This is a genomic window from Bradyrhizobium valentinum, from assembly GCF_001440405.1.
Lineage (GTDB): Bacteria > Pseudomonadota > Alphaproteobacteria > Rhizobiales > Xanthobacteraceae > Bradyrhizobium > Bradyrhizobium valentinum.
In genome coordinates this window covers 1-22,969 of record NZ_LLXX01000146.1, presented here as the reverse complement: position 1 = coordinate 22,969, position 22,969 = coordinate 1, and the positions used below count along the sequence as shown (strand labels likewise).

The 22,969-nt window shown below is 63.6% G+C and carries 21 protein-coding genes; 12 read left to right on the top strand and 9 right to left on the bottom strand.

Annotated elements, in window-relative coordinates:
• Positions 1-9: 9 nt before the first annotated feature.
• Positions 10-675, bottom strand: a complete 666-nt coding sequence (locus CP49_RS26055) for a hypothetical protein (protein ID WP_057853031.1) — start codon at positions 673-675, stop codon at positions 10-12.
• Between the two features lie 204 nt (positions 676-879).
• Here CP49_RS26055 and CP49_RS26050 point away from each other — a divergent pair, with 204 nt between their 5' ends.
• The 6 genes from CP49_RS26050 (at position 880) to CP49_RS26025 (ending at position 7,118) form a co-directional block, all read left to right on the top strand.
• Positions 880-1,677, top strand: coding sequence for a 16S rRNA (uracil(1498)-N(3))-methyltransferase (locus CP49_RS26050; RefSeq protein WP_057853030.1), 798 nt, complete (start codon positions 880-882; stop codon positions 1,675-1,677).
• 376 nt (positions 1,678-2,053) lie between these two features.
• Positions 2,054-3,244, top strand: coding sequence for an ATP phosphoribosyltransferase regulatory subunit (locus CP49_RS26045; protein WP_057853029.1), 1,191 nt, complete (start codon positions 2,054-2,056; stop codon positions 3,242-3,244).
• A complete protein-coding gene (gene hisG / locus CP49_RS26040) occupies positions 3,241-4,218 on the top strand; it encodes an ATP phosphoribosyltransferase (protein WP_057853028.1) in 978 nt (325 codons plus the stop codon). The genes CP49_RS26045 and hisG overlap by 4 nt, the downstream gene beginning before the upstream one ends.
• A gap of 75 nt (positions 4,219-4,293) precedes the next feature.
• On the top strand, positions 4,294-5,334 hold the full coding sequence (locus CP49_RS26035) for a glycosyltransferase family 2 protein (protein WP_057853027.1): 1,041 nt from the start codon (positions 4,294-4,296) through the stop codon (positions 5,332-5,334).
• Positions 5,331-6,173: a ChbG/HpnK family deacetylase gene (locus tag CP49_RS26030; RefSeq protein WP_057853026.1), complete on the top strand. Its 843-nt coding sequence runs from the start codon at positions 5,331-5,333 to the stop codon at positions 6,171-6,173. Before CP49_RS26035 ends, CP49_RS26030 begins: the two co-directional genes overlap by 4 nt.
• Positions 6,174-6,302: 129 nt before the next feature.
• Positions 6,303-7,118 carry a DUF2076 domain-containing protein gene (locus CP49_RS26025; RefSeq protein ID WP_057853025.1) on the top strand — a complete coding sequence of 272 codons (816 nt, stop codon included), beginning with the start codon at positions 6,303-6,305 and terminating at the stop codon, positions 7,116-7,118.
• A gap of 210 nt (positions 7,119-7,328) precedes the next feature.
• Here CP49_RS26025 and CP49_RS26020 read toward each other — a convergent pair whose 3' ends face one another.
• The gene (locus tag CP49_RS26020) at positions 7,329-8,132 is read right to left on the bottom strand and encodes a L,D-transpeptidase (protein ID WP_057853024.1); all 804 of its coding nucleotides are present in this window, start codon (positions 8,130-8,132) and stop codon (positions 7,329-7,331) included.
• A gap of 272 nt (positions 8,133-8,404) precedes the next feature.
• Here CP49_RS26020 and CP49_RS26015 point away from each other — a divergent pair, with 272 nt between their 5' ends.
• The gene (locus CP49_RS26015; RefSeq protein WP_057853023.1) at positions 8,405-9,181 is read left to right on the top strand and encodes a protein phosphatase CheZ; all 777 of its coding nucleotides are present in this window, start codon (positions 8,405-8,407) and stop codon (positions 9,179-9,181) included.
• 189 nt (positions 9,182-9,370) lie between these two features.
• Here CP49_RS26015 and CP49_RS26010 read toward each other — a convergent pair whose 3' ends face one another.
• Positions 9,371-9,886, bottom strand: a complete 516-nt coding sequence (locus tag CP49_RS26010) for a hypothetical protein (RefSeq protein WP_057853022.1) — start codon at positions 9,884-9,886, stop codon at positions 9,371-9,373.
• Between the two features lie 337 nt (positions 9,887-10,223).
• Between CP49_RS26010 and CP49_RS26005 the strand changes: the two genes are divergently transcribed.
• The 4 genes from CP49_RS26005 (at position 10,224) to CP49_RS25990 (ending at position 14,927) form a co-directional block, all read left to right on the top strand.
• Entirely contained in the window at positions 10,224-10,520 is a 297-nt protein-coding gene (locus CP49_RS26005; protein WP_057853021.1) for a co-chaperone GroES, read from the top strand.
• Between the two features lie 156 nt (positions 10,521-10,676).
• Entirely contained in the window at positions 10,677-12,323 is a 1,647-nt protein-coding gene (gene groL, locus CP49_RS26000; protein WP_057853020.1) for a chaperonin GroEL, read from the top strand.
• Between the two features lie 555 nt (positions 12,324-12,878).
• On the top strand, positions 12,879-14,081 hold the full coding sequence (locus tag CP49_RS25995; protein WP_057853019.1) for a hypothetical protein: 1,203 nt from the start codon (positions 12,879-12,881) through the stop codon (positions 14,079-14,081).
• Between the two features lie 156 nt (positions 14,082-14,237).
• Positions 14,238-14,927: a hypothetical protein gene (locus CP49_RS25990; RefSeq protein ID WP_057853018.1), complete on the top strand. Its 690-nt coding sequence runs from the start codon at positions 14,238-14,240 to the stop codon at positions 14,925-14,927.
• Between the two features lie 9 nt (positions 14,928-14,936).
• Here CP49_RS25990 and CP49_RS25985 read toward each other — a convergent pair whose 3' ends face one another.
• Both CP49_RS25985 and CP49_RS25980 read right to left on the bottom strand, forming a co-directional pair.
• Entirely contained in the window at positions 14,937-15,353 is a 417-nt protein-coding gene (locus CP49_RS25985; RefSeq protein WP_057853017.1) for an META domain-containing protein, read from the bottom strand.
• 483 nt (positions 15,354-15,836) lie between these two features.
• The gene (locus CP49_RS25980; RefSeq protein WP_057853016.1) at positions 15,837-17,501 is read right to left on the bottom strand and encodes an L-lactate permease; all 1,665 of its coding nucleotides are present in this window, start codon (positions 17,499-17,501) and stop codon (positions 15,837-15,839) included.
• Between the two features lie 296 nt (positions 17,502-17,797).
• On the opposite strand from CP49_RS25980, the gene CP49_RS25975 reads away from it, so the two are divergent.
• Positions 17,798-19,540 carry an ABC transporter ATP-binding protein/permease gene (locus CP49_RS25975; RefSeq protein ID WP_057853015.1) on the top strand — a complete coding sequence of 581 codons (1,743 nt, stop codon included), beginning with the start codon at positions 17,798-17,800 and terminating at the stop codon, positions 19,538-19,540.
• Positions 19,541-19,550: 10 nt separating this feature from the next.
• Here CP49_RS25975 and CP49_RS25970 read toward each other — a convergent pair whose 3' ends face one another.
• From CP49_RS25970 to CP49_RS25955, 4 genes are all read right to left on the bottom strand, one after another.
• Positions 19,551-20,063: an HPP family protein gene (locus CP49_RS25970; protein WP_057853014.1), complete on the bottom strand. Its 513-nt coding sequence runs from the start codon at positions 20,061-20,063 to the stop codon at positions 19,551-19,553.
• A 68-nt stretch (positions 20,064-20,131) separates the two neighbouring features.
• Positions 20,132-21,184, bottom strand: coding sequence for a TorF family putative porin (locus tag CP49_RS25965; protein WP_057853038.1), 1,053 nt, complete (start codon positions 21,182-21,184; stop codon positions 20,132-20,134).
• A 402-nt stretch (positions 21,185-21,586) separates the two neighbouring features.
• On the bottom strand, positions 21,587-21,958 hold the full coding sequence (locus CP49_RS25960) for a hypothetical protein (RefSeq protein WP_057853037.1): 372 nt from the start codon (positions 21,956-21,958) through the stop codon (positions 21,587-21,589).
• Positions 21,959-22,179: 221 nt separating this feature from the next.
• On the bottom strand, positions 22,180-22,969 hold a 790-nt coding region (locus tag CP49_RS25955; protein ID WP_245310869.1), incomplete at its 5' end, for a heterodisulfide reductase-related iron-sulfur binding cluster.

Here is a 22,969-nt window from a genome sequence, read left to right as displayed (position 1 = left end):
GGGCCGGGATCATCGCGCGAGAACGTTGCCGTTCAGCGTATCGAAGGTGCTGCCGCCCTTCTTCACGGTTTGCGCCTCGGGCAGCGCCGCCGAAGAGCCAAGCACTTCGCTGAGGCTCGGACCGGCGGGTCCGCGTGTCCGCGCCTGCTCCGCGACGGCGCAGACCTGATTCTGCATCTTCTCGGTGTTCTTGTGGCCGTTCTTGAGCTGGTCGGCGATCTGCGGCGGAATTCCGCATTTGGCGGAATTGGTCTGGACATATGAGATCATCTTCAATTCGGCCTGGCCGAAATTTTTGATCAGCTTGCAGGCCTCATCCGGCGCCGCCTTGCGGTCGCTTGCGGCCTTGATCAGCTTGCCGCGCCGCTCGGCCTCCTCGCGCAAGGGAACGAACCCTTTCATGCAGGCGTCTGGCGAACCGCTGGCCTGTGGCGGCGGCGCTCCGCCTCCGAATGCTCCGCTGGAAACCGGGGCGGCACCTTGCGACGGGAACGGCGACGGGGAGCCGACCGAGGCCGACGGCGCAGCGCCATTCACCGGCGGAAACGGCGAGGCATTCGCGGGTGCCGCGCTCTGGTTGGGCAATGGCGCCGGAAACGCACCTTGCGCAAGCACTTGCCCGGCGTGAACAATCACGACGGCAGCGGTCAGCGGCACAATCAGGCGGCGGATCATCAAGGGTTGTTCTCCGGCAAGGTCAGGCAGCCCCGGCGTCTTCTAAACGAAGCGGATTTGCATTGGGCATTTTTACGATTCCTGCCGACGCTTAACAACCCGTTGATTGGGGCAGCAGCGCGGCGCATGGCAGCCGGAAAGGCAAAAATGGCCTCCGGATTCTAGCGCTTTAGGCTAAAAGCGCCCGGAAACGGAACATTACCGATGCCCGAACTCGATTTTCGCGCCCCCCGCCTGTTCGTCGATGCTCCCTTGCGCGAGGGCGAGAAAATCGCGCTGGAGCGCAACCAAAGCAACTATCTGGGCAACGTGCTCAGGCTTTCGGCCGGCGAATCGATCCTGGTGTTCAACGGCCGCGACGGCGAATGGCGGGCGGAGATCGAGGGCCGCAAGCGGCCCGACGGCCTGACGATCGTCGCGCGGACGCGGCCGCAGGATCGCCTGCCCGACATCGCCTACATCTTTGCGCCGCTGAAACACGCCCGCCTCGACTACATGGTGCAGAAGGCCGTCGAGATGGGCGCGTCGATCCTGCAGCCGGTGTTGACGCGGCACACCCAGGTCTCGCGGGTCAATAGCGAGCGGATGCGCGCCAATGTCATCGAGGCCGCCGAACAATGCGGGATCCTGAGCCTTGCTGAGGTTGCCGAGCCCGTCGTGCTCGACCGTTTCCTCGAAAAGCGCGAAACCAGGCGGCTACTGGTGTTCTGCGACGAGGCGGGCGACGTCGCCGGTCCCGTGCAAGCCCTGCAAGCGACGCAGGCCGCGGGCCCCGGCATCGACGTATTGATCGGCCCCGAGGGTGGGTTTGCCGGAGAGGAGCGTGAGCTTCTGTTGCGCCAGCCGAGCATCCTCAGGCTGTCGTTGGGGCCGCGGATTCTACGGGCCGATACCGCAGCCGTGGCCGCACTGGCGCTGGTGCAGGCGGCGCTGGGTGATTGGCAGGATAGTCAGGGACGCACCAGCGGACGGGTTCCCTCCCCCCTTGCGGGGGAGGGTTAGGGAGAGGGGTACCGCTTGCTCCGCTGCCAAACGAGAGCAGCCACCAGGCTCTCAGCGTGTCGTGGCGTGGCGCGGGCAATGGTTTGGTGCAGTTGAGTCTGATCCGTTCGTTCGAGTGCGCGGCTTACCCCTCTCCCCAACCCTCCCCCGCAAGGGGGGAGGGAGCCTGAAGAGCGTGCTCACCTCACACTACGGCCTCACCTCGCAGCCTTTTCGTTGCCGACCCCGCCTGCTCAAGCCACCGCCCATTAATTCAGTTGGCCAATCCCTGTCGAAACGCCGCCCCGGCCATGCTAAGGCCTGCGCCAACAAGCCTCGGAACCCCGGGGCCCCAAACGAACCCTGGAACCCGGTTTTCCGGATATTTGGACCTGAAATGACCGCGACCGCTGCCGTCAGAGGTGCTGCCGGATCCGCCGCCTGGGCGGACGCGCTGCTATTGTCGTTTGCGCAAGGTGGCTACGTCCAGTCCCACCCCGGCATCCTGCAGCCGGCCGAGCCGTTCCTGGACCTCTCCGGCGAGGATATCCGCAAGAGCCTTTACCTGACGACCGACGCCTCCGGCGAGGAACTCTGCCTGCGTCCCGACCTCACCATTCCGGTGGCGCGCGATTATCTTGCCTCTGCGAGCGCCGGAAAGCCCGCGGGCTTCAGCTATCTCGGGCCGGTGTTCCGCTATCGCGGCGGCCAGCCGAGCGAATTCCTGCAGGCCGGCATCGAATCCTTCGGCCGGCAGGACCGCGCCGCGGCGGATGCGGAAATGCTGGCGCTGGCGCTGGAAGCCACGGCCGCGTTCGGACTGAAGGACGTCGAAATCCGCACCGGTGACGTCGCTTTGTTCACCGCGCTGATCGACGCGCTTAATCTCTACCCGGTCTGGCGGCGGCGACTGATCAAGGATTTCAACCGCAAGATCAGCCTCGCCGAGGACATCGAGCGGCTGACGCTCGCGACCGCGCCCGGCCGCAACGAATATGAGGGCGTGCTGGCCGCACTTGCCGGCTCCGACCGCAAGGCGGCGCTGGCGCTGGTCACCGACCTGATGTCGATCGCCGGCACCACCAATGTCGGGGGACGCACGGTTGCCGAAATCGCCGACCGCTTCCTCGAACAATCGACGCTGAAGGGCGGCGCGCTGCCGCGCGATGCGCTCGACATCATCAAGCGCTTCCTCGCGATCGCGGGCGACCCCGATGAATCGGTGGCGCAATTGCGCGCGCTGGCCGCCGACGCCAAGCTCGATCTGGCAGCAGCGATCGATGAGCTCGAAAGCCGCATCGGCTTCATGGCCGCGCGCGGCATCGACACGAAACTTACGCGGTTTTCCACCTCGTTCGGCCGCGGGCTCGATTATTACACCGGTTTCGAATTCGAACTGCATGCCAAGGGAAGTACCAAGGGAAACACCAAGGCCAACGGCGTCGAGCCGCTGGTGGCCGGCGGCCGCTATGACGGCCTGATGACGCAGCTCGGTTCGCCCATGCCGATCCCGGCGGTCGGCTTCTCGGTATGGATCGAAGCCTTGACGCAACTAGGTCAGCCTGTCTCGCAAGGGAGCGCCGCATGACCGCCCCCTTCGTTCTCGCCGTTCCCTCCAAGGGCCGCCTGCAGGAAAACACTGAGGCGTTTTTCACGCGCGCAGCGCTCTCGCTGGCGAAACCGCGCGGCGCGCGCGACTATCGCGGCACCATCGCAGGCCTCGACAATGTCGAGATCGCCTATCTCTCGGCGAGTGAAATCGCCTTCCAGCTCGCGCGCGGCATGGTGCATCTCGGCGTCACCGGCGAGGATCTGCTGCGTGAAAGCATTGCGGACGCTGACAAGCGCATATTACTGATCGACAATCTCGGCTTCGGCAGCGCCAATGTCGTGGTCGCGGTGCCGCAGGCCTGGATCGACGTCCGCACCATGGCCGATCTCGACGACGTCACCACCGGCTTCCGCGCCCAGCATAACCGGCGGATGCGGGTCGCGACCAAATACATCAACCTGACGCGCAATTTCTTCGCCGCCCACGGCGTGGTCGATTACCGCATCGTCGAAAGCGCTGGCGCCACCGAAGGCGCGCCCGCCGTCGGCACCGCCGAGATGATCGTCGACATCACGACGACGGGCGCAACGCTGGCCGCCAACGGGCTGAAGGTGCTCGACGACGGCGTGATCCTGCGCAGCCAGGCCAATCTCGTGGCCTCCCGCGATGCCGACTGGTCGGCTGAAGCCCGCGAGACCGCGCGCGTCATCCTCGACCACATCGCCGCGCGCGCCCGCGCCAGCAAATATCGCGAGGTGCGAACGCGTTTCGCCGGCTGCAACGATGCGTTGCTGGCAGAAGCTCACAATCGTTTTGGTGTGGTGGCGCCGTTCGGTGGGCCGACCTCCTCGGGCATGATCACGCTGCACTGCCCGCCGACGCAGCTTTATGCGCTCGGCAGTTTTCTGCGCGAACACGGTGCCGACACGGTTTCGATCGCCTCACTCGACTATGTGCTCGACCGGGAAAACCCGCTATTTGCCAGGCTCGAGGCGTTCCTGCGGCAATAGGGCTGCCGTTTCGTTCATCGTTGCGACAGCTAGCGGCAGGTAACATATGCGGTTGGATAATTTGGAACCTGATCGATGATGCTCGGCTCTGACGTTTCCCGCCTGTCGACGACCGCAGCCAGCGCTGCGGCGCAAGGCCTGTCGATTGTCGTGCCGCTGTACAATGAGGCGGCGGGGCTCGCGCTGTTGCACGAGCGGCTGGTCGGCCTCGCCCGCACGCTGAAGGCACGTTATGGCCTTGCCAGCGAAGTGGTCTATGTCGACGACGGCAGCGCTGACAATACGCTGGCGATCGCGCGCACGCTTAGCGCTGATGCGCTCGACGTCCAGGTGGTGTCGCTGTCGCGCAATTTCGGCAAGGAAGCCGCGCTGATGGCAGGGCTGGATCATGCCCGCCTTGGCGCTGTCCTGTTCATGGACGGCGACGGTCAGCATCCACCGAGCCTGGTCGAAAAGCTCGTCGCGCACTGGATCGATGACGGCTATGACGTCGTCTATACGGCGAAGGCGCATCGCGACAATGAATCGTTCCTGCGCCGCCAGGCGGTGCACGGCTTCTACGCGCTGATCAATTGGGGCGCGCGGCAGAAGATCCCCGAGGACGCCGGCGATTTCCGCCTGCTGTCACCGCGCGCGGCCGCGGCGCTGCGGCAACTTCCCGAGCGCAACCGCTTCTTCAAGGGGCTGTCGAACTGGATCGGCTTCCGCCAGATCCGCGTCGACTACGAGCCGGCGCCGCGCGCGCATGGCGTCACCACGTTCAGCCCGGGGCGGCTGATCGGGTTGTCGATCGAGGGACTGACGTCATTCTCAGTGGCGCCGCTGCGCTTTGCGAGCCTGCTCGGCGTGCTGCTGGCGATCAGCGCCTTCGTGTTCGGCCTGACCATTCTCTGGGAGGTCTGGACCACCGGCAAGCAGGTCCCCGGCTATCCCTCGCTGATGATCGGCCTGATGACGATCGGCGGCGTGCAGCTCATCATGATCGGCATCGTCGGCGAATATATCGGCAAAATCCTCTCCGAGCTGAAGGCGCGTCCGATCTACTTCGTCGCCGAGCATTCCGAAAAGCGTGCCGACGGCGAGGCGAGCGCCACTGAGCGGACCGCCGCCGAATGAACGACGCCGCGTTGCGCCGGATCTGGCTGTGCGCCGACGATTACGGACTGGCCGAGGGCGTCAACCGCGCCATTCGCGATCTGATCTCCCGCGGCCGTCTCAATGCCACCTCGGTGATGGTGGTCGGCCCGGCGATCGGGCGCGCCGAAGTCACCGCGTTGCAGGACACAGCAGCGAACAGCCCGCGCTGCGCCATCGGGCTGCATGCGACGCTGACCGCGCCGTTTCGTCCGTTGACGATGCACTTCAGGCCGCTCGATGGCGGCCTGTTCCTGCCGTTTTCGACCATGCTGCGGTCAGGGCTGTTGCGGCGGCTCGATCCTGAAATGATCGAGGACGAACTGCTCGCGCAGCTCGCGGCCTTCAAGGAGCTGTTCGGGCGCGAGCCCGATTTCGTCGACGGCCACCAGCACGTGCAACTCTTCCCGCAGGTGCGCGACGCCTTTCTGCGCGCGGTGATGGAAGCTGCCCCTGGCGCCTGGGTCCGCCAGGGCGGACGCCGGGGGCCGCTGGCCAAGCTGCTCGGCGAGCCCAAGGCGCTCGTGCTCGACGTGCTCAGCGCGCAATTCCGCAAGCGCGCCGCCGCTGCAAAAATCCCGTTCAATCCTGTCTTCGCCGGCGCTTATGATTTTTCGAAACAGCCCGATTTCGGCGTGCTGATGGGTGAGTTCCTTCGGGAATTGCCGGAAGGCGGGCTCGTGATGTGCCACCCTGGATTCGTCGACGAAACGCTCGAAAGCCTCGATCCCCTCACGACCCAGCGCGAGGCGGAACATGCGTATCTCGCCAGTGATCAATTCCCGGCATTGCTGGCGGCGAATAAAGTTACATTGAGTTGATAAGACGCGACAAATTCGCCCGGCGTTTTGTCGCATACAAAAATTTAATTCGGCCGCCCCACTACTGGCGACACAAAGCCCGCCTTACATCCTCCCGGCGCGTCGCGATTTGACGCAAGGGAGAGGGTCATGACACCGCAAGAACGCCAACTGATTGACGATCTTTTCGACCGGCTCGCCAAGCTGGAGAGCGCCAAGCGCGATCCCGAGGCGATGTCTGCGATCATGCAGGGCCTGCGCAATGCGCCCAATGCAGTCTATGCGCTGGTGCAAACTGCGCTGGTGCAGGACGAAGCGCTGAAGCGCGCCGACATGCGCATCCAGGAATTGGAAGCGGCGACAGGCCAGCAAAATCAATCCGGCGGCTTCCTCGATTCGATGCGCGATGCGATCTTCGGGCAGAACCAGCCGCAGGGTTCGGTGCCCAACGTGCGTGCGCCCGAGATGGCCGGCGGCGGACGTCCGGCCTGGAACACCGGCCAGGTGCTGCAGCAGACCCAGCCGCCCGGGCAATATAATCAGCCGGCCTACGGCCAGCCTTATGGTGGCGCGCAGCAACAGCCGTCTGCGTTCGGCGGTGGCGGCTCGTTCCTCGGAACGGCGGCAGCGGCCGCGGCCGGCGTGGTCGGCGGATCGCTGCTGGCCGGCAGCATCCGTTCGATGATGGGCGGCGGCGGCAACCACCAGGCATTCGGCGACACCGCGGGCCATAGCGGCGGCGTCGAAGACCGCAGGCCATGGGGCGATCAGTCCGGCGGCGACCTGGCACGCGACGCAGGGGTCAACGACATCGGTTCGTCGAGCCGGCGCGCCGACAACAACGACAACGATTCCGGTTCGCGGCAGGGATTCTTCGACCAGGCCTCGCACGACGATGATAGCGACATGGACCACGATTCCGACGGCTTCGACGGCGACGATGGCGGCGACAGCGATTACGCGTGAGCAGCGCGAGCACTGAAACAACAACGGCCGCCTGAAGGGGCGGCCGTTTTTATTCCACTCTGCCGTCGTCCCTGCGAACGCAGGGACCCATACTCCGCGGCCGTAATCGTTGAGCGCGAGGGTCGTCGGCTTGCTTCAACGACGTAGACCTGTGGTTATGGGTCCCTGCGTTCGCAGGGACGACACCATTTTCGCGGCCGTCTTGGAAATTCAGATCACCACGACCCTGGCGCCGACATTGACGCGGCCATAGAGATCGATCACGTCCTCATTGCGCATCCGGATGCAGCCGGACGATACATTGGTGCCGATGGTCCAGGGCTCGTTGGAGCCGTGGATGCGATAGAGCGAAGAGCCCAGATACATCGCGCGCGCGCCGAGCGGATTTTGCGGGCCGCCCTCCATGTGGCGCGGCAGGTCGGGACGACGCGCCAGCATTTCCGGCGGCGGCGTCCAGGCCGGCCATTCCTTCTTCGCGGAGACCGTTTTGACACCCGACCAGGTGAAGCCGGGACGGCCGACGCCGACGCCATAGCGCAGCGCCTTGCCGTCGCCCTGCACCAGGAACAGGAATTTGTTCGGGGTGTCGATCACGATGGTGCCCGGGCTTTCCTTGCCGTGATACGCGACCACCTGCTTTTCGTATCTCGGATCGAGCCGGTGCTGCGCGGGATCGAACGCCTCCTCCTCCTCGTGGCGCATCGACTGCTGTGGATCCATCGGCGGCAGCAGCCCGCGCCGCCCGCCATATCCGTAATCGGGCTGCGGCTGATAGGCCGGCTGTTGCTGATAGCGCCCGCCCTGCGGCAGGTCGCCGAACAGGAATTCGATGAAGCCGCCGCCCATCCGCGAACGCTCGGCAGAGGCGGTCCGCACCGGCGCAGGCTGCGCGGGCTGGCGGGCGTAGATCACGGTGGGTTCGGTTGTCGGCGAGGCGTCGATCGCCAAGGCCTCACCGGCAAAACAAAGGCAAGACGCGCTCGCGAGGAGCGCAAGGGAAATTTTTCCGGACATCGACGTACTCTGTACTGTTCGTCATTGCGGGTTGGCGGCGGCTCGACGAACGCCGCTGCACGCGATCAATACAAATCAAAACCTAATCGGTTTGGTAAACAGATCAGGCGTTTCGATTCACCACGTCGGCAATCACGCGCGGATTTGTCCGGTAGCGTTTATTTTGCGTGAACGCGGCGGGCAAACCGCCGACACGCAATGTTCCGGCGTGAACCTCACGTTAAATGGCATTGGTCTAAAACACGCGCGAAGTGAAGGGGTGGGAAAAACTCATGTCGGTAAATCGCAAACGTTTTCGTATCGAACAAGCCATACTGGGCGATGCGCCCATAACCATGCCCGCGATTGAAGGCGGCGAGATCGGCCCGATGCATCGCGAGATCATGGCCGAGCTGCGCGCGATCCGCGCACAGATGGCCGGCTTCGGCCACGCCCGCGACGGTTCGACCGTCACCGCGGATATCACGCGCGAGACTGCCGATGCCCACGCGTTGCTGGAAACCTATCGCGCCCAGATCGAGCAGTGCGCGAAGCTGAAAGTCGAGCTCGATCTCATTCACGACGCCATCAACCGTACCAAGCGCGAAATCGCTACCCTGCACGGCAAGAGCTTCGACGGCCAGGAAATGGCCAAGGTCAACGGCGAACTCGGCGCCGTCGTCGGCGGCACCGAACAGGCCACGCAGCAGATCCTGGAAGCCACCGAAGCGATCGACCAGGCGGCGTCCGCGCTGTCCAAGAACATCTCGCCCGACCAGCAGAAGCTGCTCAGCGAGGAGATCCAGGAGCGCGTCGTCTCGATTTTCGAAGCCTGCAACTTCCAGGACCTCACCGGCCAGCGCATCAACAAGGTGATGACCACGATGAAGTTCATCGAGCAGCACATCTACACGATGATGGACATCTGGGGCGGCGTCGACGCGATCAGGGCTCACGCCGTGCCGATCGTCGACAACCGCGAAGGCGACGCCAAGCTGCTCAACGGCCCGAAGCTCGACGGCGACGTCGGCCACGCCTCGCAGGACGACATCGACGCCCTGTTCGATTGATCGGCTGGTTAACGCCAACTAAACAAACGCCGGCGAGATGCCGGCGTTTTTTTGGGCCGTCGTCCTCCACTGTCATCGTCCGCGAAAGCGGACGATCCAGTATTCCAGAGACGTCAGCGATTCAGCGGAGAAGCCGCAGCGTACTGGATGCCCGCCTTCGCGGGCATGACGAGCGAGGGTGTCGCAACCTCACGCCCGCGGCGCGCAGCGCACATAGACCATGTTGCCGTAACGGACCGCGGCATCCTTTTCGATGAAGCGGGTCACGAGCACGCGGCCGTCGAACGAGACGATCTCGCGGTCCTGTTCGCCGCCGGCGGGACCGGGCGGACCGATATAGTTCTTGCCGCTCGGGCTGCCCTTGAGGCGCAGCTCCTGCGGGGTGGCCTGGTCGGCCAGATGCATGACGACGCCGCCGGAAGCGCCGGCGCCGATCACGTAAGGCTGCTTGCACTGCCCGCGTGCCGCCGCTTCGGTGCGGGCGCGGTCGTTGGGATTCTGGAACGAGGCGAGACCCCAGCGGCCGACGATCTCGTCGGAGCGGATGGTTGCGGGCATTTCGGGCGCAACGCCGGGCTCGGCCTCGGGGGGCGGACTGGACGACAGCGACGGCAGGCTCATGCTGCTGCACGCCGCCAGCAAGATCGTCAGCGCCGACGCGATCGCCAGATTGGCAACCGTACGCGCATTACGTGAGCTGATCATCGCATTCCCCCGAGCAAATTCTTTGGCCGCTCCCGTCAAGCAGCCAACCGTAAAAAACCTGCCGGAGCAATGACGTCGGTTAAAATTACGCCACTGCGCCGATTTGGTTTCCGTGGGACCATCCTATATTGGCCTCAAGAAGGCCTTAACCCCCTTGTTTGCTTGACAGCATCAGCGCCAAGCCATATTTCCCGGCTCCACGTTTAGCACTCAAATACAACGATTGCTAAGGTCGTGCTGTCCCGCCCGGGGCGGCATCGAATACGCGGCATTATCAGCCATTTTCGTGGCACAGACCTGAAACCACGCCTTCCACGGAACTTCAAGAGGAGACGTCATGGCCAAATCCAAATTCCGTCCGCTGCACGACCGCGTCGTGGTCAAGCGCATCGATGCCGAAGAGAAGACCAAGGGCGGCATCATCATTCCCGACAGCGCCAAGGAAAAGCCGTCGCAGGGCGAAGTCACCGCCGTGGGCCCGGGCGGCCGCGACGAGGCCGGCAAGCTGATTCCAATCGACCTCAAGGTCGGCGACCGCGTGCTGTTCGGCAAATGGTCGGGCACCGAGGTCAAGCTCGACGGCGAGGAACTCCTGATCATGAAGGAGTCGGACATCATGGGCGTGCTGAGCTGAGGCACCGCGCACAGTCGTCATGCCCGGGCTTGACCCGGGCATCCATCTTCTTCGGAAGAGTCTTACGCAGGCGATGGATTGCCGGGTCAAGCCCGGCAATGACGAGCTTACAACGCGGCAAAGGGCCGTACCCTTCATTTTCCAGGAGCAATTCAAATGGCTGCCAAAGACGTTAAATTTTCCGGGGACGCCCGCGACCGCATGCTGCGCGGCGTCGACGTTCTCGCCAATGCGGTGAAGGTGACGCTCGGTCCGAAGGGCCGCAACGTCGTGATCGAAAAGAGCTTCGGCGCTCCCCGCATCACCAAGGACGGCGTCACCGTCGCCAAGGAAATCGAGCTCGAGGACAAGTTCGAGAACATGGGCGCGCAGATGCTGCGCGAAGTCGCCTCCAAGACCAACGACACCGCCGGCGACGGCACGACGACTGCGACCGTGCTGGCGCAGGCGATCGTGCGCGAAGGCGGCAAGGCGGTCGCCGCCGGCATGAACCCGATGGACCTCAAGCGCGGCATCGACATCGCGGTCCACGCCGTCGTCAAGGACATCGAGAAGCGCGCCAAGCCGGTCGCCTCTTCGTCCGAAGTCGCGCAGATCGGCACCATCTCCGCCAACGGCGACACCGCCATCGGCAAGATGATCGCGCAGGCGATGCAGAAGGTCGGCAATGAAGGCGTCATTACGGTCGAGGAAAACAAGTCGCTCGAGACCGAGGTCGACATCGTGGAAGGCATGAAGTTCGACCGCGGCTACCTGTCGCCCTACTTCATCACCAACGCCGAGAAGATGACCGCTGAGCTTGAAGACGTCTACGTGCTCTTGCACGAGAAGAAGCTCTCCGGCCTGCAGTCGATGCTGCCGGTGCTGGAAGCCGTGGTGCAGTCCGGCCGCCCGCTCCTGATCATCGCCGAGGACGTCGAGGGTGAGGCGCTGGCAACGCTCGTGGTCAACCGCCTGCGCGGCGGCCTGAAGGTCGCCGCCGTCAAGGCGCCGGGCTTCGGCGACCGCCGCAAGGCGATGCTGGAAGACATCGCGATCCTGACCGGCGGTCAGCTCATCTCCGATGAACTCGGCATGAAGCTCGAAAGCGTCACCATCAACATGCTCGGCCGCGCCGGCAAGGTGGTGATCGACAAGGAAAACACCACCATCGTCAAGGGCGCGGGCAAGAAGAAGGACATCGAATCCCGCGTCACGCAGATCAAGTCGCAGATCGAGGAAACCACCTCGGACTACGACCGCGAGAAGCTGCAGGAACGTCTGGCCAAGCTCGCCGGCGGCGTCGCAGTGATCCGCGTCGGCGGCGCGACCGAGGTCGAGGTCAAGGAGAAGAAGGACCGCGTCGAGGACGCCCTCAACGCGACCCGCGCGGCCGTCCAGGAAGGCATCGTGCCGGGCGGCGGCGTGGCGCTGCTCCGCGCCAAGAAGGCCGTCGGCCGCATCAACAACGACAATTCCGACGTCCAGGCCGGTATCAATATCGTGCTGAAGGCGCTGGAAGCCCCGTTGCGCCAGATCTCGGAAAACGCCGGTGTCGAAGGCTCGATCGTGGTCGGCAAGATCCTCGAGAACAAGTCGGAGACCTACGGCTTCGACGCCCAGACCGAGGAATATGTCGACATGGTCGACAAGGGCATCATCGACCCGGCCAAGGTGGTGCGCACTGCGCTGCAGGACGCATCCTCCGTCGCCGGCCTCCTGGTGACCACCGAGGCCATGGTCGCCGAACTGCCGAAGGAATCAGCGCCGGCGATGCCCGGCGGTGGCGGCGGCATGGGTGGAATGGGCGGTATGGGCTTCTAAGGCCCGACCGTTCTCACGCAAACAGATCGAAGGCCGCCTCCGGGCGGCCTTCTTTTTTGCTGGTAACACCCAAGCTTGCGAACTGGAGTCTGGGTGCGACGACGTGAGCAGCTCCGATCTCATGTTATGTGGGCACGCTGGCAGGGCTCCCTCCCCCCTTGCGGGGGAGGGTTGGGGAGAGGGGTAAGCCGCGCGCGCGGATAGAGGAGATGGAGCCAACTTGCGCCAAGCCATTCGCGCCACGACCAAGCTGAGAGCCCTGTTGTCATGCTACATCTGGCGGCGGAGCAAGTGGCACCCCTCTCCCTAACCCTCCCCCGCAAGGGGGGAGGGAACCCTTCCGCCGGTGCCTCCCTGACTGGTGCTAGGAGCGGCTGAGGAACAGCGCAAAGTGCGAAGCTGCCAGAAGCCACGTCCCTAGCGGGCAAGTGTCTTGCCAATGCTCCGTCAAAACGGACGGACGGCATGACGCCTCCTCACGGCCATCTTTTTGGCTGACGACACCGAGGTTTGCTACTAGGACACCATCAATTCTGCCGCTTCAGGGAATTCCACATGCGCGTGCTCCTGCTTTGCCTGCTCGGTCTGGCGACGGTCTCCCCGAGCCTCGCTTTCGCCCAGATGAAACTCCCCTCCAAGACGGCGCCGGGCGCGACCGAGACGCGCTATTTCACCGCGATCGACGGCCTGATGGACGGCAATGCCGACGCCGTGCTGAAGGAGACGCGCCAGGGCAAGAACGTCATCGCAGCCACCCTCGACGTCTGCTACCCCGTCGCGAAGGGCTCCGACCGCAAGGACCGCTTCGTCGCCAATCTCGCCGTCCTCAACGGGCAGAACCTGACGGGCACCACGCAGAGCCTCGGTGACAAGCAGCCGGTCACCGTCAAGCTGTCGCGCAAGCCTGTCGGCGACACCTTCGAATTCCGCGGCCAGATCACGATTGGCCAGACCGTGACCGAGGTGACCTCGACGGACAATTCCGATCTCAGCGAGAAGGAATTCCTCGACAACCAGACCAGCGACGACGGCATCACCCCGGCACCGAAGGATTTTACCGATGTTTCGCCTGAGGCGTTCGGCGTGCGGGTCAAGCTCGACGCCGCGCTCGATTTCCTCAAAAGCCTGAAGGGCGAGGCCGTCGAGGTCGGACTATCGAGCCTTTCGATCTCCTGCGATGCGCTGCGCGCCGGCGAGCAGACCATCAACCTCACGGCCGATCCGGAGCGCACAGCTGCGCTGATTGCGAAAGCCAAATCGATGCCGGGCGTGGTCGCGGCGGGATGGACCAGCGGCTCTGTCGAGATGGATCGCACCATCCGCTTTGCAGCGGCCGAGTGGCGTGACGGCGACAAGATCAACAAGGACAAGATCGCTTCGGCGATGTCGGGCGTGCTCGCGAAGACACTCGCCGCCAAGCCGGCGGGCGCCGACTGGGACGCCAATACCGGAAAACTGACATTGACCTTCAAGCGGCCGAGCCCGATCTATCCGGCGCTCGGCCTCACCGAAAGCGTTGAGGTCACCGCGCTGGTCTCGCCGGATCGACCGGGCGCAACCGACCGGCTGATGCTGTGGATCTCCAGCCCGGTGATCACCACCGCGGATGAAGGCACCGGCCCCAAGCTGAGCCTGTCCGAAGAATCCACCGGCGACGAGGAAGGCGGCGAGCCAAAGGACGACAATGGCTCGATCGAGGCGCTGGCCAAGGAGTTCAAGGGCCAGCGCTGGGACGCGGACAAGTCGGTGTGGAAGTGATCCGGCTGCCAACCCGATAGGGCGAGCGGCAGGCTGCCGCGTATCCATGCTTCCCGCCGCGGGCCAGTGCGCAATGATCTGGCCGCGGGCTTTGATCGTTAAGATTCGATTCAGCTTAGAGGAACATCATCGGGTAGCCGAAACGTGGGCCACACCATGCAAAACCGCGAGCCGAGTACCTTTGAGATCTGGTCGGGGAATGTGGTTGGCGACCAGCGGCCGGAGCAACCCGCGAGCCTGTGGAATTTTCTGAAGACCGATCGCGATGACGTCTTGGTGGTGCGGGAGCCATTTGGCGATCGGGCACGCACCGCTTTGCTGGTCGCCGTAGCATTGGTGGCAAGCTTTGGACTTGGATGGGCCGGCGGGTTGAATTGGCCCCAGTTCGCAAGCGAACTCGGTCTTGTAGAAGTTGCGCAGAAAGAAGCGCCCTCGCCGCGAATTTCTGAAGCACGATCAAGCGGCAGGATTGAAGGCACTCGAAAGACGACATCCGCGTCCGATTCGCCCGCCATTGTCGGAAGCATTCCCAAGCCATCCGCCCTATTGCCGGGCGGTGCACGCCCGGCTGCGAGCCCGGCCTCCCAGGCCAATGCGAGCCCTTCCGCCGCTGCGATCGCGATGCGGCAGCCCCTGGTGGCGGCGCCGGAAACCAAGCCGGCGACGATTCCCGGTTGGACGGTTGTCGATGTTCGGGACGGCACCGCCGTTCTCGAAGGTCCTGACGGTATCAGGATGGCCGCACGCGGCGACACAATTCCCGGAATCGGACGCGTGGAGTCCATCGTGCGCTGGGGCAACCGCTGGGTCATTGCCACCGCCAGCGGCTTGATTGCGACGCAGTAACTCCCCGATCTAGTTCGTGTTGATGCGAAACCGAAGGGTCTTCGCGCCGACGAACGACACGAAATCGCCCTGCCGCTTCCAGGTGCCGGCTTCCGTCAGGGCCGCGATCAACTCGTCATCGGCCTGCGCCCGGTCCGGCGGACAGGGCCGGTTCTCCATCGCGCCGGGAACGAAGATCACGGTATTGCCCGCCACCGAGAACTGGCCCTTGCCGCCCTTGCACCAGAGTTCGAGGATTACCTCGCCCTTGTCGTCAATCTCCAGGTTGGGAATCCGCTTCGACCCGCGTTGACGGTCCACGTCGAGTGTCATTTCCGCGCCGAACGGAAATCCGTTGTCGGCCCTCGCAGAGCCGAACGGCAAGGCCGCCCCAATCAGCAAGAGCGAAGCGGCGCCTGCGCGGGCCGTACGTGCGAATGAAATCATGCTACCTCTCGAAAAATACCAGACCCAACCGCGCCGGCCGCCGTTCTATTGGACAAGTCCGCCGTTGGCTAGGGCGTGTATTCATCGATGCGGATTCCCGGAAGCGAGGACGGCAGGCGCTGCTGCGCTGGGCCTATGACAGCAGAAAGCTGTGACGTCTCGCGCGGGCACCATCCACCGATCTTTCACGTGGCGCACTGTGAGGCGAGCGCACTGGTAAGGCTCCCTCCCCCCTTGCGGGGTCCGAGACGAGCGAAGCTCGCTCGTAGGTTGGGGAGAGGGGTAAGCCGCGCATTCGGCCGGAAGAGATCGGGCCAGCATGTGCCAAACCATTGCGCGCCGCGGTCAAACTGAGAGCCTTGTTGTCGCGTTTCGTCCAGCAGCGGAGCAAGCGGCACCCCTCTCCCTAACCCTCCCCCGCAAGGGGGGAGGGAACCCTTCCGTCGGGTGCGTCCCTGACGAAGCATGCTGCCTCGACCGCCGCTATTTGAGCACCATCATCGTGAACGGGTAGACGTAGGCCTGCAGCGTTACCAGTACGCCGACGAGGCAGGCCAGCACGATCGAATGCAGGAAGACGTAACGCAGGATCGAGCCTTCGTGGCCGTACCAGTTGGTCGCGGTCGAGGCGACGACGATCGATTGCGCGTCGATCATCTTGCCCATGACGCCGCCGGAGGAGTTGGCGGCGGCCATCAGCACCGGCGACAGGCCGAGCTGTTCGGAGGTGATCTTTTGCAGATTGCCGAACAGCACGTTGGAAGCGGTGTCCGATCCCGTCAGCGCCACGCCGAGCCAACCGAGCAGCGTACCGAAGAAGGGATACAGCACGCCGGTCGCGGCGAAGGCGAGGCCGAGCGTGGCGTCCACGCCGGAGAGCCGCGTGAGCGTGCCGATGGCAAGCATCGCCGAGATCGTGACCAGCGAGATCGCGCATAGCCTGATGGTGCGGCCGTATTCGGCGATCATCTTCGCGGGCGAGAAGCCCATCAGCAGGCCGGAAATGATGGCGGCGATCAGCATGCCGGTCCCGGTGAAGGACAGATAGGTGAAGTCGAACAGCGCGGCCTCGGGCGTCGGTTTCGCGGCCACCGGTGGCACCTTGTTGATCAGGTTGTGCAGCTCAGGCACCTGATATTTCCAGACGAAGATCGAGTTCGCCCAATTCTTGAACGAGCCGCTGCCCCAGATCAGCATCACGACGCAGACGATGATCCACGGCAGCAGCGCGCTCCAGAGCTGCGCCTGGCTGAGCTTGGCCGTATTGAGCGGCTTGGCCGGCGCCATGGTCGCCGCCGATTCATCTTTTCCGCGCAGTGCCGGGGACAGCCAAAGTTCGCGGGGCTGCCACACCTTGAGGAACAGGATCAGGCAGCCCATCGAGATCAGCGACGCCCCGATATCGACGATCCACGGGTTGATGAAGTTCGAGATCACGAATTGCGGGACCGCGAAGGAGACGCCCGTAACGAGAATCGCGGGCCAGATCGCCGTCATGCCGCGCCAGCCGGCAAAGGCCCAGATCAGCCAGAACGGCACGATCAGCGAGAAGAACGGCAATTGCCGGCCGACCATCGCGCCGAGCACGTAGGGATCGAGGCCGGTCACCGACGCCAACCCCTGGATCGGCGTCCCAAGCGCGCCGTAGGCGACGGGCGCGGTGTTGGCGATCAGCGAAAGGCCGGAAGCCGCCAGAGGCGAGAAGCCGAGCCCGATCAGGATCGCGCCGGTGATCGCAACCGGCGTGCCGAAGCCCGATGCCCCCTCGAAAAACGCGCCGAAGGCGAACGCGATCAGGAGAAGCTGCAGGCGGCGGTCGGTGGTGACGCCGCCGATCGCGCGCTGCAGGAGTTCGAACCGTCCGGTCTCGACCGTAATGCGATAGAGAAAGATGACGTTGAGCACGATCCAGCCGATCGGGAAAAAGCCGACCACGACGCCGAGCAGCGATGCGCGGATCGACATGTTCGCAGGCATCGTGAAAATGCCGATGGTGATCACATTGGCAACGATCAGCGCGATGATGGCCGCCAGATGCGCCTTGACCTTGCCGCTGGCGATCAGCACCAGCAGCGTGACAACAGGCACGGCAGCCGCGATTGTCGACAGCGCTGTGTTGCCAAGCGGATTATAGATTTGATCCCACATTGCGGTTCTCGCACATTTTGTTATTGGCTTGCCCGGCACCGTGGAGGGCCGGGCGCGGGTTGAGCGATTTGCGGGAACAACCTTGCAGGACGAGGTTGGGCTGCATTAATGCGCCCCAACGCTCACAACCTCGCGAAGTTCGATGGCCGCCGCCCCTCGCCGTCACAGCCATGGTAGGGTCTAGCTGAGGGTTGCGACAAGTCGCCGCATGCAGGCAATTCCATAACCTTCGTAGTAGACCCTAATTCCTCAATGTCGTCAGGGCCTTAAGCCCCATTTTCCGGAGACGGTGATCTGTGAACAACATCCGCCCGAAGCTCACCACGGTATGGCGCATCGCCGCCCCCTACTTCAGCTCCGAGGACAAATGGGCCGGCCGCGGGCTGCTTGCCGCCGTGATCGCCATTGAGCTTGCGATCGTCGGCATCAACGTCCTGCTCAATCAGTGGAACGCCCGCTTCTACAACGCGCTGCAGGAACGAAACTGGGACAACTTCGTCAGCGAGATCATCTATTTCAGCGTGCTAGCGACCGTTTTTATCGTGCTGGCGGTCTACCAGCTCTATCTCAATCAATGGCTGCAGATCCGTTGGCGGCGCTGGATGACCGCGCAATATCTCAGCGACTGGCTGCATCAGGCCAACCACTACCGGATGCAGCTTCAGGGCGACGCCGCAGACAACCCCGACCAGCGCATGACCGATGACGTCAAGCTGTTCGTCGATCGCACGCTCAACATCGGAGTCGGTTTGCTAAGCTCGATCGTCACGATCGCGTCGTTTGTCACGATCCTGTGGGGCCTTTCGAATGCCGCGCCGCTGCACATGTTCGGTCAGGATTATCCGATCCCCGGCTACCTGGTCTGGGGCGCGCTGATCTATTCGATACTCGGCACCATCCTGACCCATCTGATCGGCTGGCCGCTGGTCGGCATCGATTTCCGGCAGCAGCAATACGAAGCGGATTTTCGTTTCAACCTGGTGCGCGTGCGGGAAAACTCGGAGCAGATCGCGCTGCTGGACGGCGAGCAGGCCGAGCGCGAGCGCCTCATGGTTCGCTTCGGACGTGTTGTTGAAAACTGGCTAGCCATCATGAACCGGACCAAGAAAATAACGGCGTTTACGGCGAGCTACAATCAGGCTTCAGTGATCTTTCCCTATGTGCTGGTGGCACCGGCCTACTTCGCGGAGAAGATCCAACTCGGCGGCATGATGCAAACCGCATCGGCGTTTTCGAACGTTCAGGGCGCGCTTTCGTTCTTCATCACCATCTACCGCCAACTGGCCGAGTGGCAGGCGGTGGTTAACCGCCTCGACGGGTTCGAGGCGGGCATCGTGGCAGCGCGCGAACTCGCCACCCGCGATGACCGAATTCACGTCACCGAGGCAGGCGACGGCGCCATCGACCTCAAGGGGCTGGTGCTGCGGTTGCCGAACGGAACGCCGCTGGTGAACGCGAGTGGACTGAGTTTACGCAAGGGCGAGCGCACGCTGATGACGGGTCCCTCCGGCTCCGGCAAATCGACGCTGTTCCGTGCCATTGCCGGCATCTGGCCGTTCGGGACCGGCTCCATCACGATTCCGGCCGGGGCAACAATGATGATGCTGCCGCAGCGGCCGTATTTCCCGACCGGATCGCTGCGAGGCGCGATCGAGTACCCCGCCAAGGAAGGGACATTCACCGACGCTCAAATCGCCGACGCGCTCGAGCAGGTAGGACTGCCGAGGCTCGCATCGCAACTCGGTGAACATGGGCACTGGAACCGGACTCTCTCGCTCGGCGAACAGCAGCGTCTCGGACTGACCCGCGCGCTGTTGCACACGCCGCAGTATTTGTTCCTGGACGAGGCGACGGCGTCGCTCGACGAACCTTCGGAGGCAGCACTGTATCAACTGCTCGAGAAGAAATTGCCGGCGACCACCATCGTCTCGATCGGCCATCGCTCGACGCTCGATGCCTTCCACCAGCGCAACATCGTGCTCGCCCGTGACGGCGACCGGTTCGCGCTGCAGAAGGGAAAGAGCGTCGCTGCGTCGTGAGCGCTCCTTCTCACAGCCAGCGCCGCGGCCATGGCTGGCGGCGCACGCCGCGGTGCCAGGCGTAGGAGAATGCGGTGAGCAGCAGTGCGCCGGCCAGCACCGGCGCGAGCAGGAACGTCCATGGCAGATTGCCTGAGACCACCAGCAGCGGATTGATGCCCGCCGGCGGGTGAAAGGTCCCGGTCAAGTACATTGCCAAAATCGACAGGCCGACAGCGGCGGCCGCGGCCCAGGCTTGCGGCCCGGTCAACTTCAATACGGCCAGGCCGACGATGGTCGCCACAAGATGTCCGCCGATCAAAGCGCGCGGCTGCGCGGGCTCCACATCAGGCGATCCGATCACCAGCACGATCGAGGTGGCGAACGGAATGACCGCGAGCGGATAATGCGCGGCGAACGAGAAAAATTCCATGACACCGATGGCAATCGCGCCGCCGAGGCCAGCTACCGCGCCCGCGACAATGCTGCGGTGATCGTTGCGGGAGATCGCCTTCCGCAGCCCGCGCCGCCAATTCCGTTTCATCCGCTCCACCCCAAAAGAAAAGGGGCGGCAGATCGCTCTGCCGCCCCCTCGTCTTCGACAGGAAGATCTTACTTCAGGCTGGTCATCGCGGTCAGGTCAGCCGACAGCTTGACGATACCGGCCGCGCCGCACCAGTTCGAACCCACGCCGGTCGGATTGATCGCGGTGATCGAGGTACCCGATGCTGCAGTGATGTTGCCGCGGGCGCTGAAGTCGCTGGTGAAGGCGTTGCAATCACCCTTCGACAGGTCGGTGTCGGAGTAACGGATGTCCAGCGTGAACACCTTGTAGGTGAAGCCGATGCCGATGTTCCAGGTGTTGTAGTCGGCATAGTTGATGCCGTTCGGGAACGGCCCGGCAAAACCCGGATTGGTGAAACCAGTGCCGTAGAACGAGTCTGACGTGCCCAGCCACTGGCGGCCGAATTCGCCCGACACGTACATGCCGATGCCGCTGGCGCCGAACCAGGTGCTCGGCGCAATCGCCTTGCCGACGATCGAAGCGTAGGTGCCTTCGGCGCCGCTGTTGAGGAAGCTCGGCGTATAATAGGCGTTGCCGCCCAGCGAGAAGTTGTCGTTGAAGGTATAGTTCACCTTGCCATAGACCTCGAAGAAGCTGAGGTCCTTCTTGATGACGTTGGTGTTTACGAGCGCGTTCTGCAGACATTCGGCGCTGAGCGGAACGCCGCCGGCATCAGTCGTCCCACCATTAAATGCGTTGGCTGCGCCGTAATGGCAGGTTCCGCCCGGATACATGTAGCCCCATGCACCGACGTCGAAGGCGAAGGCGCCAAATGTCGAGCGGACACCGCCGTAAGCGTCGACTTCAGCCGCGGCACGGTTGGGGAAGGAGATGCTCGCGGCACCCAGGCCGACATAGAGCTGAACGTCCTTGTTGACGTTGTAGCGCGGCTCGAAATAGGCGTTGACCGACGGCTTGTGGTTGGACTGGGTGATGCCGCGGAAGATGTAATCGTTGGTGATCCCGGCGCCGAAGGCGATATCCCAGGGATCGAACGCGACCGGCGGCGGCGCCTTGACGGCCTTCACCCGCATATCCGCAGCGAGAGCCGGAGCCGATACCATTGCCAGCGCCGTTGCCAACAAAGTCAGTTTCTTCATGACGATCCCCATCACCCTTCTAGACAGTTCCGGTCCGGCGGCCCCCCAGGGCAAACGATAACCGACTGCGGCCAAATGTCTTAACGCGGTCACACAGTGGTCTGCGGCGTCACGATCGTGAAGCAAAAAAGGCAAGCATGTGCCGCCTTTTTAGGCGTTCGAGCCATTTCGATAAATGTTGTCCGCGTGTGTTGCATTCCCACAACAATTTTGAAGGTTCCAAGACCCTGGGGGACCGCATTGGGAACCGAGAAAAGCGACACCGGCGAAACATCCAAAGACGTCTCTGCGAATCAACCTCCCCGTGAAAATACGGCTCCGGTCGCCTCGGAGACCGTCACGAAAAAGGCCGCAGCGATGGACGCTGCGGCCTTTCGAAACGTTGTCGCAGGGAGCAGCGACCTAGTGCTGATCGCCGCCGTTGGAGGAGCTCGATCCCCATGACGGGTTGGACGGTTCCGGGGTCGCCCAACTCGACGCTGGTGCGGGCGCGGGCTCCGGCTCGGGCGCCGCCATCGCCGGCTCCGCCTTGGGAGCGGCGGGCTTGGCAGCCGCCTTCCTCTTCTTCGCCGGGCTCTTCTTTGCGGCCTTCTTCGGTGCCGCCGCCTTTGACTTCTTGGCAGCCTTCTTGGCGGATTTCTTTGCGCCCTTCTTCGCAGCCTTCTTTGCCGATTTCTTCGCGGCCTTCTTCGCGGACTTCTTCTTCGCCGCTACGGCCTTCTTGGCCTTCTTGGCCTTTTTAGCCTTCTTGCCCTTCTTACTCTTCTTCGCCATCTGGTCCTCCTGTTGCCGCTGTCCGTGTCTGTCGGGCGCTTCGAATAGTCCGTGGGCCAGACCGGGGCGACACTTCTTCGAAGTGCCCTCCCGCTCCATCCCTTGTCCGGGCGCGATCTCCGGGCAAATGCTTTCGCGTCTGTCCCGAGGAAAAACCGGTCCCCAATCCGGCTATCCCGGCGCGGGGCAGGCTTTCCGGATCATGCCCGTAGGCCGATCGATCAATTCAATCCTGGGAATGATCCAGGCTTTGGACCTCCTGTCGCCCAATCGAGAAGCTCAATCGTGTGCACCACAGGAACTGACGTACCGCCGGCAATCTGAACCATGCATCCAATATTGCCTGCAGCGATCATGTCCGGTTTGACTGTCGCAATATTGGCGATCTTCCGATCGCGCAATCTGCTCGCAATGTCAGGCTGGAGAATGTTGTAGGTCCCCGCCGAACCGCAACACAAATGGCTCTCGGGCACATCTTTCACCACGAATCCATTCTTGGAAAGCAATTCTTTCGGAAGGCCTGTGATTTTCTGTCCGTGCTGCAGCGAACAAGCCGAGTGATAGGCCACTGTGATGTCGCCTTTCTGGCTCGATGGGTTAAGCGCGATGCCTGCGAGATACTCGGTGATATCCTTTGCCAGCGCGGATATTTGCGCGGCGCTTTCCGCGAAATCGCGGTCTTCGCGCAGCATGAAACCATAGTCCTTGATGACCGTACCGCAGCCCGATGCCGTAATCAGGATGGCGTCGAGGCCGCCTTGTTCCGCCTCCTTTTTCCACAGCGCGATGTTGGCGCGCGCCCGCGCCAGCGCGTCGCCATCCTGCCCGAGGTGATGGGTGAGCGCGCCGCAGCATTGCTCGTCCTTGACCAGGACGACCTCGATGCCGTGGCGTGTCAGGAGGTTGATGGCAGCCTGGTTGATGCGCGGCGCCAGCACCTGCTGGGCGCAGCCCTGCAGCAGCGCGACCCGCCCGCGCCGCTCGCCCGCGGCCGCAAAGACGCTGCCGCCT

Bases quoted from the DNA above. Each gene is read 5' to 3' on its own strand.
- CP49_RS25960 (WP_057853037.1), bottom strand. From the start codon at position 21,958: ATGGCGAAGAAGAGTAAGAAGGGCAAGAAGGCTAAAAAGGCCAAGAAG.
- CP49_RS26010 (WP_057853022.1), bottom strand. From the start codon at position 9,886: ATGATCAGCTCACGTAATGCGCGTACGGTTGCCAATCTGGCGATCGCG.
- CP49_RS25970 (WP_057853014.1), bottom strand. From the start codon at position 20,063: ATGAAACGGAATTGGCGGCGCGGGCTGCGGAAGGCGATCTCCCGCAAC.
- CP49_RS26055 (WP_057853031.1), bottom strand. From the start codon at position 675: ATGATCCGCCGCCTGATTGTGCCGCTGACCGCTGCCGTCGTGATTGTT.
- CP49_RS25965 (WP_057853038.1), bottom strand. From the start codon at position 21,184: ATGAAGAAACTGACTTTGTTGGCAACGGCGCTGGCAATGGTATCGGCT.
- CP49_RS25995 (WP_057853019.1), top strand. From the start codon at position 12,879: ATGCGCGTGCTCCTGCTTTGCCTGCTCGGTCTGGCGACGGTCTCCCCG.
- CP49_RS25985 (WP_057853017.1), bottom strand. From the start codon at position 15,353: ATGATTTCATTCGCACGTACGGCCCGCGCAGGCGCCGCTTCGCTCTTG.
- CP49_RS26045 (WP_057853029.1), top strand. From the start codon at position 2,054: ATGACCGCGACCGCTGCCGTCAGAGGTGCTGCCGGATCCGCCGCCTGG.
- CP49_RS25990 (WP_057853018.1), top strand. From the start codon at position 14,238: ATGCAAAACCGCGAGCCGAGTACCTTTGAGATCTGGTCGGGGAATGTG.
- CP49_RS26015 (WP_057853023.1), top strand. From the start codon at position 8,405: ATGTCGGTAAATCGCAAACGTTTTCGTATCGAACAAGCCATACTGGGC.
- hisG (WP_057853028.1), top strand. From the start codon at position 3,241: ATGACCGCCCCCTTCGTTCTCGCCGTTCCCTCCAAGGGCCGCCTGCAG.
- CP49_RS26030 (WP_057853026.1), top strand. From the start codon at position 5,331: ATGAACGACGCCGCGTTGCGCCGGATCTGGCTGTGCGCCGACGATTAC.
- CP49_RS26020 (WP_057853024.1), bottom strand. From the start codon at position 8,132: ATGTCCGGAAAAATTTCCCTTGCGCTCCTCGCGAGCGCGTCTTGCCTT.
- CP49_RS26025 (WP_057853025.1), top strand. From the start codon at position 6,303: ATGACACCGCAAGAACGCCAACTGATTGACGATCTTTTCGACCGGCTC.
- CP49_RS26005 (WP_057853021.1), top strand. From the start codon at position 10,224: ATGGCCAAATCCAAATTCCGTCCGCTGCACGACCGCGTCGTGGTCAAG.
- CP49_RS25980 (WP_057853016.1), bottom strand. From the start codon at position 17,501: ATGTGGGATCAAATCTATAATCCGCTTGGCAACACAGCGCTGTCGACA.
- groL (WP_057853020.1), top strand. From the start codon at position 10,677: ATGGCTGCCAAAGACGTTAAATTTTCCGGGGACGCCCGCGACCGCATG.
- CP49_RS26050 (WP_057853030.1), top strand. From the start codon at position 880: ATGCCCGAACTCGATTTTCGCGCCCCCCGCCTGTTCGTCGATGCTCCC.
- CP49_RS26035 (WP_057853027.1), top strand. From the start codon at position 4,294: ATGATGCTCGGCTCTGACGTTTCCCGCCTGTCGACGACCGCAGCCAGC.